This is a genomic window from Streptomyces sp. NPDC096136, assembly GCF_044763325.1.
Classification (GTDB): Bacteria; Actinomycetota; Actinomycetes; order Streptomycetales; family Streptomycetaceae; genus Streptomyces.
The window spans coordinates 140,215-152,578 of the sequence record NZ_JBIWFZ010000016.1; the positions used below are offsets into that span (position 1 = coordinate 140,215).

The 12,364-nt window shown below is 73.2% G+C and carries 12 protein-coding genes; 8 read left to right on the top strand and 4 right to left on the bottom strand.

Annotated elements, in window-relative coordinates; translation table 11 throughout:
• Positions 1-9: 9 nt before the first annotated feature.
• Positions 10-1,707, top strand: coding sequence for a proline--tRNA ligase (locus ACIRBY_RS28130; protein WP_403905505.1), 1,698 nt, complete (start codon positions 10-12; stop codon positions 1,705-1,707).
• Positions 1,708-1,749: 42 nt separating this feature from the next.
• On the opposite strand, the gene ACIRBY_RS28135 is transcribed toward ACIRBY_RS28130, so the two are convergent.
• From ACIRBY_RS28135 to ACIRBY_RS28150, 4 genes are read right to left on the bottom strand one after another with little or no spacing between them, the layout of a single operon-like run.
• Positions 1,750-2,964, bottom strand: a complete 1,215-nt coding sequence (locus ACIRBY_RS28135; RefSeq protein WP_403905508.1) for a slipin family protein — start codon at positions 2,962-2,964, stop codon at positions 1,750-1,752.
• 42 nt (positions 2,965-3,006) lie between these two features.
• The gene (locus ACIRBY_RS28140) at positions 3,007-3,909 is read right to left on the bottom strand and encodes an aminoglycoside phosphotransferase family protein (protein WP_403905510.1); all 903 of its coding nucleotides are present in this window, start codon (positions 3,907-3,909) and stop codon (positions 3,007-3,009) included.
• 16 nt (positions 3,910-3,925) lie between these two features.
• A complete protein-coding gene (locus ACIRBY_RS28145) occupies positions 3,926-4,390 on the bottom strand; it encodes a ferritin-like domain-containing protein (RefSeq protein WP_403905587.1) in 465 nt (154 codons plus the stop codon).
• Between the two features lie 20 nt (positions 4,391-4,410).
• Positions 4,411-4,929, bottom strand: coding sequence for a hypothetical protein (locus ACIRBY_RS28150; protein ID WP_403905512.1), 519 nt, complete (start codon positions 4,927-4,929; stop codon positions 4,411-4,413).
• A gap of 202 nt (positions 4,930-5,131) precedes the next feature.
• Between ACIRBY_RS28150 and rimP the strand changes: the two genes are divergently transcribed.
• The 7 genes from rimP to truB all read left to right on the top strand — a co-directional run bounded on the left by rimP (position 5,132) and on the right by truB (position 12,176).
• Complete coding sequence (gene rimP, locus ACIRBY_RS28155) at positions 5,132-5,629, top strand: ribosome maturation factor RimP (protein ID WP_403905514.1); 498 nt, start codon at positions 5,132-5,134, stop codon at positions 5,627-5,629.
• A gap of 2 nt (positions 5,630-5,631) precedes the next feature.
• Positions 5,632-6,636, top strand: a complete 1,005-nt coding sequence (gene nusA / locus ACIRBY_RS28160; RefSeq protein WP_403905516.1) for a transcription termination factor NusA — start codon at positions 5,632-5,634, stop codon at positions 6,634-6,636.
• 192 nt (positions 6,637-6,828) lie between these two features.
• Positions 6,829-7,116, top strand: coding sequence for a YlxR family protein (locus ACIRBY_RS28165; RefSeq protein WP_403905519.1), 288 nt, complete (start codon positions 6,829-6,831; stop codon positions 7,114-7,116).
• 147 nt (positions 7,117-7,263) lie between these two features.
• Positions 7,264-10,332 carry a translation initiation factor IF-2 gene (gene infB, locus ACIRBY_RS28170; protein ID WP_403905521.1) on the top strand — a complete coding sequence of 1,023 codons (3,069 nt, stop codon included), beginning with the start codon at positions 7,264-7,266 and terminating at the stop codon, positions 10,330-10,332.
• A 153-nt stretch (positions 10,333-10,485) separates the two neighbouring features.
• On the top strand, positions 10,486-10,779 hold the full coding sequence (locus tag ACIRBY_RS28175) for a DUF503 domain-containing protein (protein WP_030227569.1): 294 nt from the start codon (positions 10,486-10,488) through the stop codon (positions 10,777-10,779).
• A gap of 33 nt (positions 10,780-10,812) precedes the next feature.
• Positions 10,813-11,271, top strand: a complete 459-nt coding sequence (rbfA, locus tag ACIRBY_RS28180; protein ID WP_403905525.1) for a 30S ribosome-binding factor RbfA — start codon at positions 10,813-10,815, stop codon at positions 11,269-11,271.
• A complete protein-coding gene (gene truB, locus ACIRBY_RS28185) occupies positions 11,268-12,176 on the top strand; it encodes a tRNA pseudouridine(55) synthase TruB (protein ID WP_403905528.1) in 909 nt (302 codons plus the stop codon). Before rbfA ends, truB begins: the two co-directional genes overlap by 4 nt.
• The last annotated feature ends 188 nt before the right edge of the window (positions 12,177-12,364 follow it).

Sequence of the window (12,364 nt, forward strand, 5' to 3'; positions counted from 1 at the left end):
CCTCGCCGCATGTCGACGCAACACGTGCAGCGCATGTCCCGCCTCATGGCCAAGACCCTCCGCGAGGACCCGGCCGACGCCGAGACCCTCAGCCACCGGCTCCTCGTCCGAGCCGGCTACGTCCGGCGCAGCTCCGCCGGCGTGTGGACCTGGCTGCCGCTCGGCAAGAAGGTCCTCGACGCCGTCTCCCGCGTCGTCCGCGAGGAGATGGACGCCATCGGAGCGCAGGAGGTGCTGCTGCCGGCGCTGCTGCCCAAGGAGCCGTACGAGGTCAGCGGCCGCTGGACGGAGTACGGGGACCTGCTGTTCCGGCTCCGGGACCGCAAGGGCGCGGACTACCTGCTCGGCCCCACCCACGAGGAGATCTTCACCCTGGTGGTGAAGGACCAGTGCACGTCCTACAAGGACCTGCCCGTGATGCTCTACCAGATCCAGACCAAGTACCGCGACGAGGCCCGGCCCCGCTCGGGCGTGCTGCGCGGGCGCGAGTTCCAGATGAAGGACTCGTACTCCTTCGACGTGACGGACGAGGGGCTGGCGGAGTCCTACCGGCTCCACCGCGAGGCGTACGTGCGCATCTTCCGGCGGCTCGGCCTCGACCACCGGATCGTGTCCGCGGTGTCGGGCGCGATGGGCGGCTCGGCGTCGGAGGAGTTCCTGGCACCGGCCGGGGCGGGCGAGGACACGTTCGTGGACTGCCCCTCCTGCGACTACGCGGCGAACACCGAGGCGGTCACCTTCGTCCCGGCGCCCGTCGCCGACGCCCCCCACGGGCCGATGGAGGAGATCCCCACCCCGGACACGCCCACCATCGAGACCCTCGCCGCGCACCTGGGCGTCCCCGCGTCCGCCACGCTGAAGAACCTCCTGGTCAAGGTGGACGGCGAGATCACGGCCGTCGGCGTGCCCGGGGACCGGGAGGTGGACCTCGGCAAGCTCGGGGAGCACCTGGCCCCGGCGGTGGTGGAACTGGTGACGGCGGAGGACTTCGCGGGCCGGCCCGACCTGGTGCGCGGCTACGTGGGCCCGCAGGGGCTGGACAAGGTCCCCTACCTGGCCGACCCGCGGGTGGCGCCGGGCACGGCGTGGGTCACGGGTGCCAACAAGGTCGACACGCACGCCCGCAGCGTCGTCTGCGGGCGCGACTTCGAGGTCGACCGGTACCTGGACGTGGTCGTCGTCCAGCCGGGCGACCCCTGCCCCTCCTGCGGCGCGGGGCTGCGGCTGGACCGGGCGATCGAGATCGGGCACATCTTCCAGCTGGGGCGGAAGTACGCGGACGCCTTCGGCCTGGACGTGCTGGGCCCGCAGGGCAAGCCGGTGCGGGTCACCATGGGCTCCTACGGCATCGGCGTCTCCCGGGCGGTGGCCGCGCTCGCCGAGCAGACGGCCGACGAGCGCGGGCTGTGCTGGCCGGCGGAGGTGGCCCCGGCGGACGTCCACGTGGTGGCGGCGGGCAAGGCCGTCCCGCTGGCGCTGGCCGAACAGGCGGCGCAGGCGCTGGCCGGGGCCGGCAAGCGGGTCCTGCTGGACGACCGCGCCGGGGTCTCGCCGGGCGTCAAGCTCACCGACGCGGAGCTGATCGGCGTGCCGTGGATCCTGGTGGCGGGGCGCCGGGCGGGGGACGGGGTGGTCGAGCTCCAGGACCGCCGCACGGGCACCCGCGAGGAGCTCCCGCTGGACGAGGCGCTGGCCCGGCTGTCGTAGAGGGCCCCGGGGCCGGCCGTCGCGGGGACCCCGCGACGGCCCCTACGCCGCCGGGGGCTCCCCGGCGGCGGGCCCGGGCCCGGGCGGGCCGTCCGCCGCCGGAGCCTCCAGCGGCGGCTGACCGGGGGGGCCCGGGAGGTCTTCGAAGGCCGCAGCGGAGATCCCGAGGACGTCCTCCGGGGACTCCTGGGACTCCTGGGACTCCGGGGACGGACCGGCGGGGCCGGGGGCGTCTTGGACCGGCGGAGCGGCGACGCCGAGGACGTCATCGGCCGGTAGAGCGGCGAGGCCGGGGACAGCCGCGGCCGGCGGACCGGTGAGGCCGGGGGCGTCCTCCTGCGGGGACGGAGCGGTGAGGCCGGGGGCGTCCTGCGGGGACGGGCCGGTGAGGCCCGGCGCGTCCTGCGGCGGCGGAGCGGCGGGGGCGCCGGCGTCCTGCGGGGCCGGAGCCGCCGGGGCGGGCCGCGCGGGGCCCTGGTGGGCCTCCTGCGGCGGGGTCGGGGCCGCCCGCTCCAGGAAGCGGAGGAGCTCCACCGGGAAGGGGAGGACCAGAGTGGAGTTCTTCTCCGCCGCCACGGCGATCACCGTCTGGAGGAGCCGGAGCTGGAGCGCCGCCGGCTGGTCCGACATGACGGCCGCCGCATCGGCCAGCTTGTGCGAGGCCTGGAGCTCCGCGTCCGCGTTGATCACCCGCGCCCGCCGCTCCCGGTCCGCCTCCGCCTGCCGCGCCATCGACCGCTTCATCGTCTCCGGCAGCGACACGTCCTTGATCTCCACCCGGTCGATCTGCACGCCCCACCCCATGGCCGGGCTGTCGATCATCAGCTCCAGCCCCTGGTTCAGCTTCTCGCGGTTCGACAGCAGGTCGTCCAGGTCGCTCTTGCCGATGATCGACCGCAGCGAGGTCTGGGCCATCTGCGAGACCGCGAAGCGGTAGTCCTCCACCGCGATGAGCGCGCTGGCCGGGTCGACCACCTTGAAGTACACGACGGCGTCCACCCGCACCGTGACGTTGTCCCGGGTGATGCCCTCCTGCGCCGGCACCGGCAGCGTCACGATCTGCAGGTTCACCTTGTGCAGCCGGTCCGCCACCGGGAGGATCATGGTGAGCCCCGGCGGGCGCACGCCCTGCCGCAGCCGGCCGAAGCGGAAGACGATCCCCCGCTCGTACTGCTTCACGACCCGCGCGGCAGCGGCCATGTAGACCGCGACGCCAGCGGCGGCGGCGATCCCCGCTGTCAGCAGTTCCTCGACCATGACGGCCCCCTGCCGGACATACCCCCTTTATCAAGGTATGCCCTACAACCAGGCGGCGAACTCCAGCAGCAGCTCCGCGTCCCTTCGCCGGCCGGCGGCCAGCGCGCGCACCCCCGACTCCACCGCCCGGAACAGCGTCCAGCCCCGCAGCCGCTCCCGGTCCACCTCCAGCGAGTCGGCGAGCTTGTTCACCCGCCGCCGCGCCCCGGCCGCCCCCGTCGACGAGGCCACCTGGTCCTCCAGCCGGTCCCGTACCAGCCGGGCCAGGTCGTACGCCCGCTCGCCGACCAGCGGCTCCGGGCCCACCGTCAGCCACGGCGCGCGCTCGCCCGCCAGCACCTTGCCCTGCCGGAAGTTCCCGTGCAGCAGCAGTTCCTCGGGCGGCCCGGCCGTCAGCTCCTCCCGCACCGCCAGGGCCGCCCCGGCGAGCGCCCGCGCCTCCGCGGGCGCCGACCGCAGGGCCCCGGCCTGCGCGGCCGTGCGCTCGGCCACCGTCTCGAAGGGGTGCCCGGCCGGCGGGCGCACCCACAGCCGCCGCAGCGTGCCGCACGCCTCCAGCAGCGCCTTGGCCTCCGGCAGCGAGCGCAGCGAGACCTCCGCGTGCAGGCGCTCCAGCAGCAGCGCCCCGTCCTCCTCGTGGTGGCGCGAGTCCAGGACCCGGACCGCCCCGAAACCGCCCCAGTGGGCGAGCGCGGCCAGCTCCAGCCCCGGCCGGGCCCCCGGCGGCGCCAGCTTCAGGGCGGCCGGGGTGCCGTCGGCGTAGCGGACCAGGATCACCAGGCTGCTGCGGCCGCCCGGCGCCAGCGCCCGCTGGGCCGAGACCTCCCGCCGCTCCAGCGCCTCCTTGGCGAGCTCGGGCAGCCGCTCCAGCCACTCCGTGTCCTGAGCGGTCCGCGGCAGCTCGCCGAGCGCCCGTACGAGCCGCTGGGGCGGTTCGAAAGCCATGCGTGCGTGGTCCCTTTCAGCTGGTGCGGGCCCCCTGAGAGCGTTCGGTGAGCCCAGGGAAGGCTACGCCGCTGCCGCGCCACCGCGCCGCGCGCACGGCCGCCGCGCTCAGCGCGTCGGCCGCGTCGCGGCGCAACTGGCCGTCCGCCGCCCGGACGAGGTCCGAGTAGGCGCCCGCCACCCGGTCCTCGATGTCGGCGGCCAGCCGCTCGGCGTCGTCCGGGGAGCGCACCTCGAACGGCAGGGCGTACGCCGCCTCCGAGGGCCGGGGCGCGCCGCCCAGCTCCCGGACGGTACGGGTCAGCCGGTCGCGGCGGGAGAGGTGGTGGCCGTACGCCTCGCGCGCCTCGGTTGCCCGGGCGGGGTCGATCCGGGCGCCGATGACCCCGTACCCGTACGCCGCCGCGTGCTCGGCGGCCAGCGCCGCCTGGGCCGCCTCCAGGGCGCGCCCCCCGGGGGAGGGCTTCACGGCGGGCTTCAGGGCGGGCTTCGCTCCGGTGGTCACGAGGCGGCTCCCGGGTTCGCGGTCAGCAGGTAGGCGTGGACGGCCCCGCAGGCCGCCACCGAGGCCAGCAGCCGGGCCAGCTCCCCGGGGGCGCCGGCCAGGGCGATGGTCCGGGCCTCGGACAGGCTCCGCTCGGCGTCCGCGAGCGCGCTCAGGGCCTCTGCGGGCTTCGCCGGGACCTCCGCCTTCCCGGCCGCCGGCGCGCCGGTCGCGGGAGGGGCGGACGGGGAGGGCGTCCGGGTGGGCGTCGGCGCGGTCTTCGGGGACGGGGGCGCCAGGGCCCCGGTGTGCGCGGCGACCGCCTCCCGCAGCGGAGCGAGCCGCCCGGCCAGGTCCGGATGGACGGCCGCGGTGGCGTCGTAACGTTCCAGCAGTCGCCTGGTGTCACGTACGGCGCCCTCGCGCATCCGCCGTTCGAGTGAATTCGCGCTGTCCGCGCCGGACGGGGCGCCCCCGCCGGAACACCCGGTGGCCAGTGCGGCCCCCGCCGCTGCGGCGGCGGCTCCGGCGAGCACGCTCCTGCGTGAGGGCGAGGGCCTCGAAGGCAAGGTCCAGGGCACGGTGACGTCCTCGGGGTGATGACGGGACAAGGTGTGATCACCGTACCCGGGGGTCCGCCCGGCGGCGCGGACGGCAACACCCTCCGCGACCGGATACCCTTTCACCTGACACGCGACGGAAAACCACAACAGCACACGCGGCCGAGGAGTCACCCGGATGAGCACCACCCAGAGCGACAGGCTGCGCGGACTGCTGGAGCCGCTCGTCGCCGCCAAGGGCCTGGACCTCGAGGAGATCGAGCTTTCCAAGGCGGGCAGGCGCCGGATGCTGAGGATCGTCGTGGATTCCGACGAAGGCGTGGAGCTGGACGCGTGCGCCGAGCTGAGCCGTGAGGTCTCCGACGCGCTCGACGCGTCCGACGTCATGGGCGAGGACGAGTACGTCCTCGAAGTCAGCTCCCCGGGCGCGGACCGCCCCCTCGGCGAGCACCGTCACTACGTCCGGGCGACCGGCCGTCTCGTGAAGTTCCAGCTCGTCGAGGGCGGGGAACTGGTCGCCCGCATCCTCGGCGTCGACGACGAGGGCATGGACCTGGAGGTCCCGGGCGTGAAGGGCCGCAAGGCGACCGCCCGCCGCATCGCGTTCACCGACATCGCCAAGGCGCGTGTCGAGATCGAGTTCAACCGCAAGGACAAGAAGGAAGAGGAGGCGTAGCCGTGGACATCGACATGAGTGCCCTGCGGGGTCTGGTCCGGGAGAAGGAGATCTCCTTCGACCTGCTCGTCGAGGCGATCGAGTCGGCCCTCCTCATCGCGTACCACCGCACCGAGGGCAGCTTCCGGCGCGCCCGCGTCGTGCTCGACCGCACCAACGGTCATGTGGTCGTGTGGGCGACGGAGGACCCGAGGGACCTCGAAGAGGGCCAGGAGCCCAAGGAGTTCGACGACACCCCGTCGGACTTCGGGCGGATCGCGGCGACGACCGCCAAGCAGGTGATCCTCCAGCGTCTGCGCGACGCCGAGGACGACCTGACCTTCGGCGAGTTCGCCGGCCGCGAGGGCGACGTCATCACCGGCGTCGTCCAGCAGGGCAAGGACCCGAAGAACGTCCTGGTCGACATCGGCAAGCTGGAGGCCATCCTGCCGGTGCAGGAGCAGGTCCCCGGTGAGGAGTACCCGCACGGGCTCCGCCTGAAGGCGTACGTCGTGCGCGTGGCGAAGGGCGTCCGCGGTCCGTCCGTGACCCTGTCGCGCACCCACCCGAACCTGGTGAAGAAGCTCTTCGCCCTGGAGGTCCCGGAGATCGCCGACGGCAGCGTCGAGATCTCCGCGATCGCCCGCGAGGCCGGCCACCGCACCAAGATCGCGGTCCGGTCCACCCGTTCGGGCCTGAACCCGAAGGGCGCCTGCATCGGCCCGATGGGCAGCCGCGTGCGCAACGTGATGGCCGAGCTGCACGGCGAGAAGATCGACATCGTCGACTGGTCGGACGACCCGGCGGAGATGGTCGCGAACGCCCTGTCACCCGCCCGGGTGAGCAAGGTCGAGGTCGTCGACTGGGACTCGCGCTCCGCTCGGGTGACCGTCCCCGACTACCAGCTCTCGCTGGCCATCGGCAAGGAGGGCCAGAACGCCCGCCTCGCCGCGCGGCTCACCGGCTGGCGCATCGACATCCGCCCGGACACCGAGCAGGCGCCCGACGCGGACGCCGACCGGGGCTGACCGGGAACGACCGGAACCGACCGGGGCCGACTGGAAACGGCGGCCCCGGCGGGAATAAATCACTACCGGTCGGTGGTTTCCGGCCGGTAGACAGGGAGTCCTCCGCCTGGAGGGCCCCTCGTGGATCACAACGACATCCGTTCGATTTTTCACCTGAAGGGGTGAGGTCGGTACGGGGAGGTAGACTTAGGCGTGTCTGGCCGGACGCAAGCCCGCGCATGCCCCGAACGCACCTGTGTGGGGTGCCGGGAGCGAGCGGCCAAGAACGATCTGCTGCGCATCGTGGCGATCGGGGACGAATGCGTCCCGGATCCTCGCGGTACGCTGCCCGGCCGGGGTGCGTACGTGCACCCTGCCGTGGTCTGCCTCGACCAGGCGGTCCGCCGCCGGGCGTTCCCCCGGGCCCTCCGGTCCGCTGGACCGCTCGACACGGAGGGACTGCGCACGGCCCTGGCAGACCGGGCCGTGGCGACACCGTAAGAAGAAGTACGGCACGGATCCCCGTGCGGTCAGGTACCTCGCGAGTTGGAAGTAGGTCGAGATTGCGATGAGCACTCGATGAGTACGCGATGAGTACGCCCATGAAGTAGCGACGGTCCGGCGTAACCCGGACCTAAAAGGAGCGAAGTGGCTAAGGTCCGGGTATACGAACTCGCCAAGGAGTTCGGGGTTGAGAGCAAGGTCGTCATGGCCAAGCTCCAAGAACTCGGTGAATTCGTCCGTTCGGCGTCCTCGACGATCGAGGCGCCGGTTGTACGCAAGTTGACTGACGCACTGCAGGGGCCCGGCGGCAACGCCGGCAAGTCCGCTGCGAAGCCCGGCGCGCCCCGCAAGGCCGCGCCCGCCAAGCCCGCGGCGCCCTCCCCGGCGACCGCGGCACGTCCTGCCCCGAAGCCCGGCGCACCGGCCCCCAAGCCGGCCGCTGCCGAGGCCCCGGCGGCCCCCGCCCCGGTGACTCCGGCCGCTCCCGGCCCGCGTCCCGGCCCGAAGGCTCCGGCCGCCCCGAAGCCCGCTCCGGCGGCTCCCGTGGCGACCGAGTTCTCCGCACCCCCGGCCGCCCCCGCGCGTCCGGCCGGTGCCACCCCCGGCCCCCGTCCGACGCAGCAGCGTCCGGCCGGCCCGGCCCAGGGCGGTGCCCGTCCCGGCGCCCCGCGTCCGGCCGGTGCCACCCCCGGTGCCCAGGCCCCGCGCCCCGGTGCTCCGGCCCCGCGTCCGCAGGGCGCCCGTCCGGCCGGTCCCCGTCCGGGCAACAACCCGTTCACGTCCGGCGGCTCCACCGGCATGGCGCGCCCGCAGGCGCCCCGTCCGGCCGGCGCCCCGCGTCCCGGTGCCCCCGGCGCCGGCGGCCAGGGTGCCCCGCGTCCGCAGGCCGGCCCCGGCGGCGCCCCGCGTCCGCAGGGTCCCGGCGGCGCCCGTCCGACCCCGGGCGGCATGCCCCGTCCGCAGGGCGGCGCTCCGCGTCCGGCCCCGGGCGGCAACCGTCCGAACCCCGGCATGATGCCGCAGCGTCCCGCTGCCGGCGGTCCCGGCCCCCGTCCCGGCGGCGGTCCCCGTCCCGGTCCGGGCGGCGCAGGCCGTCCCGGCGGTCCGGGTCGTCCCGGCGGCGGCTTCGCCGGCCGTCCGGCCGGTCCGGGCTCGCGTCCGGCCGGTGGCGGCTTCGGCGGCCCGCGTCCGGGTGGCGGCGGCTTCGGCGGCGGCCCGGCCGGCGCCGGTGGCGGCGGTCGTCCCGGCTTCGGCGGCCGTCCCGGCGGCCCCGGTGCCCGTGGTGGCACGCAGGGTGCGTTCGGCCGTCCCGGCGGGCCCGCCCGTCGCGGTCGCAAGTCGAAGCGTCAGAGGCGCCAGGAGTACGAGGCCATGCAGGCCCCGTCCGTGGGCGGCGTGATGCTGCCCCGCGGCAACGGCGAGACCGTTCGCCTGTCGCGCGGTGCGTCCCTCACCGACTTCGCGGAGAAGATCAACGCCAACCCGGCGTCGCTGGTCGCGGTCATGATGAACCTCGGCGAGATGGTCACTGCCACGCAGTCCGTCTCCGACGAGACCCTCCAGCTCCTCGCCGACGAGATGAACTACACCGTTCAGATCGTCAGCCCGGAGGAGGAGGACCGCGAGCTGCTCGAGGGCTTCGACATCGAGTTCGGCGAGGACGAGGGCGGCGAGGAATTCCTCATGCCGCGTCCGCCGGTCGTCACCGTCATGGGTCACGTCGACCACGGTAAGACCCGCCTCCTCGACGCCATCCGCAAGACGAACGTCGTCGCGGGCGAGGCCGGCGGCATCACCCAGGGCATCGGCGCCTACCAGGTGGGCACCGAGGTCAACGGTGAAGACCGCAAGATCACCTTCATCGACACCCCGGGTCACGAGGCGTTCACCGCCATGCGTGCCCGCGGTGCGAAGTCGACCGACATCGCGATCCTCGTGGTCGCGGCCAACGACGGCGTCATGCCGCAGACGATCGAGGCGCTGAACCACGCCAAGGCCGCCGGCGTCCCGATCGTCGTCGCGGTCAACAAGATCGACGTCGAGGGTGCCGACCCGGTCAAGGTGCGCGGTCAGCTCACCGAGTTCGGTCTGGTGGCCGAGGAGTACGGCGGCGACACGATGTTCGTCGACATCTCCGCCAAGCAGGGTCTGCACATCGACTCCCTGCTGGAGGCCGTCGTCCTCACCGCCGACGCCTCGCTCGACCTGCGCGCCAACCCCGAGCAGGACGCCCAGGGTATTGCGATCGAGTCCCACCTCGACCGCGGCCGCGGTGCCGTCGCCACCGTCCTCGTCCAGCGCGGTACCCTCCGCGTCGGCGACACGATGGTCGTGGGCGACGCCTACGGCCGTGTGCGCGCCATGCTCGACGACAAGGGCAACAACATCGAGGAAGCGGGTCCGTCGACCCCCGTCCTGGTCCTGGGTCTCACCAACGTCCCCGGCGCCGGCGACAACTTCCTCGTCGTCGACGAGGACCGCACCGCCCGTCAGATCGCCGAGAAGCGTGCTGCGCGCGAGCGCAACGCCAACTTCGCCAAGCGCGTCCGTCGCGTGTCCCTCGAGGACCTCGACTCCGTGCTCAAGGCCGGTCTGGTCCAGGAACTCAACCTCATCATCAAGGGCGACTCGTCCGGTGCGGTCGAGGCCCTGGAGTCCTCGCTGCTCCAGCTCGACGTCGGCGAAGAGGTCGACATCCGCGTCCTGCACCGCGGTGTGGGTGCGGTCACCGAGTCCGACATCTCGCTGGCGATGGGCTCCGACGCCATCGTCATCGGTTACAACGTCCGCGCTGTCGGCCGTGCCGCGCAGATGGCGGACCGCGAGGGCGTCGACGTCCGGTACTACTCGGTGATCTACCAGGCCATCGAGGAGATCGAGGCGGCCCTCAAGGGTCTGCTCAAGCCGGAGTACGAAGAGGTCGAGCTCGGCACGGCGGAGATCCGCGAGATCTTCCGCTCGTCCAAGCTGGGCAACATCGCCGGTGTCCTGGTCCGCTCGGGCGAGGTCAAGCGCAACACCAAGGCGCGGCTCCTGCGCGATGGCAAGGTCATCGCCGAGAACCTCACCATCTCCGGTCTGCGCCGCTTCAAGGACGACGTCACCGAGATCCGCGAAGGCTTCGAGGGCGGTATCAACCTCGGCTCCTTCAACGACATCAAGATCGACGACGTCATCGCGACGTACGAGATGCGCGAGAAGCCCCGCGCGTAAGCGCGAGGCGGTTCGTACCGTGTCGTAACACCGGGGCCGGTCGGCGGAATATCCGTCGATCGGCCCCGGCCGTTGCGTGTACGGTTCTGGTGACCCTGCCGAGCGACGGCCGGCAGGCCACCGAACCCGCACCGGCGGGATATCCGGAACTGCATGTACGTGGGGACTCTGTCCTTCGATCTGCTCCTCGGCGACGTCCATTCGTTGAAGGAGAAACGCTCCGTCGTCCGGCCCATCGTCGCCGAGCTCCAGCGCAAGTTCTCCGTGAGCGCGGCCGAGGTGGGCGACCAGGACCTGCACCGCAGGGCCCGTATAGGGGTCGCCCTGGTGAGCGGGGACGCGGGGTTCGTGTCGGACGTGCTCGACCGCTGTGAGCGGCTGGTCGCGGCGCGTCCGGAAGTGGAGCTGCTGTCGGTGAGGCGGCGGTTCCACGGTGATGAAGACTGATTGCTTGTCTGCAAGGAAGAAGGAGACGGACCAGTGGCCGACAATGCGCGGGCGAAGAAGCTGGCGGACCTGATCCGGGAGGTGGTGGCGCAGAAGCTGCAGCGTGGAGTCAAGGACCCCCGCCTCGGTACGCACGTGACCATCACGGACACCCGGGTCACCGGCGACCTGCGGGAGGCCACGGTCTTCTACACGGTCTACGGCGACGACGAGGACCGGGCCAGCGCGGCAGCGGGCCTGGAGAGCGCCAAGGGCGTACTGCGCTCCGCGGTCGGCCGGGCGGCGGGAACCAAGTTCACGCCCACCCTGACCTTCGTCGCGGACGCCCTCCCGGAGAACGCCAAGACCATCGAGGACCTCCTCGACAAGGCGCGCGCCTCCGACGCCCAGGTGCGCGAGGTCTCCTCCGGCGCCCAGTACGCCGGCGAGGCCGACCCGTACAAGAAGCCCGATGAGGACTCCGACGACTCCGAGGACGCAGCCGCGGAATGAGCACCAACGCAGGGAAGACTCCGGACGGCCTTGTCATCGTCGACAAGCCGTCCGGCTTCACTTCGCACGACGTGGTCGCCAAGATGCGCGGGATCGCCAAGACCCGCCGCGTCGGCCACGCCGGCACCCTCGACCCCATGGCGACGGGCGTGCTCGTCCTCGGCGTCGAGAAGGCCACCAAGCTCCTCGGCCACCTCGCGCTGACCGAGAAGGAGTACCTCGGGACGATCCGCCTCGGGCAGTACACCCTGACGGACGACGCCGAGGGCGAGATCACGGAGTCCACCGACGCCTCCGGGGTCACCCGGGAGGCCGTGGACGCGGGCATCGCCAAACTGACCGGCGACATCATGCAGGTCCCGTCCAAGGTCAGCGCCATCAAGATCAAGGGCGTCCGCTCCTACAAGCGCGCCCGCGACGGCGAGGACTTCGAGATCCCGGCCCGCCCGGTGACGATCTCGTCGTTCCAGGTGTACGACATGCGGGAGGCGGAGGCCGAGGACGGCACCAAGGTCGTCGACCTGGTCGTCTCCGTCGTCTGCTCCAGCGGCACGTACATCCGCGCCCTCGCCCGCGACCTGGGCGCCGACCTGGGCGTCGGCGGCCACCTCACGGCGCTGCGGCGCACGCGGGTGGGCCCGTACAAGCTCGACAAGGCGCGCACGCTGGACCAGCTCCAGGAGGAGCTGACCGTCATGCCGATCGGCGAGGCGGCCGCGGCCGCGTTCGCGCGCTGGGACCTGGACGCCCGGAGGGCCTCGCTGCTCGCCAACGGCGTGCGGATCGAGATGCCGGACGAGTACCAGGACGGCCGGACCGTGGCCGTCTACGGCCCCCAGGGCCAGCTGCTCGGACTCGTCGAGAGCAAGGGCGGCAAGGCGAAGTCCCTCGCGGTCTTCGTCTGATCCCCCGTCCGGGGCTCCTCGTCCCGACGTGGAGCGGTGGGCGCGCCATGACCGGCGCCCACCGCTCCACAACCCCCTCGGGTAGGTCCCTGTCCACCCGGAGCCCCTGGTTCACCCGACCGAGCGGGCGCTCGGAGTGAACGGAGGGAGCGCGAGGGGGCGCTTTCGGCCCGCGTGCTTTCCGTCCC

What these genes read in the sequence shown, in the direction of transcription:
- ACIRBY_RS28130 (WP_403905505.1), top strand. Translation starts at nt 10, where the DNA reads ATGTCGACGCAACACGTGCAGCGCATGTCCCGCCTCATGGCCAAGACC.
- ACIRBY_RS28135 (WP_403905508.1), bottom strand. Translation starts at nt 2,964, where the DNA reads ATGGTCGAGGAACTGCTGACAGCGGGGATCGCCGCCGCCGCTGGCGTC.
- ACIRBY_RS28140 (WP_403905510.1), bottom strand. Translation starts at nt 3,909, where the DNA reads ATGGCTTTCGAACCGCCCCAGCGGCTCGTACGGGCGCTCGGCGAGCTG.
- rimP (WP_403905514.1), top strand. Translation starts at nt 5,132, where the DNA reads ATGAGCACCACCCAGAGCGACAGGCTGCGCGGACTGCTGGAGCCGCTC.
- ACIRBY_RS28175 (WP_030227569.1), top strand. Translation starts at nt 10,486, where the DNA reads ATGTACGTGGGGACTCTGTCCTTCGATCTGCTCCTCGGCGACGTCCAT.
- truB (WP_403905528.1), top strand. Translation starts at nt 11,268, where the DNA reads ATGAGCACCAACGCAGGGAAGACTCCGGACGGCCTTGTCATCGTCGAC.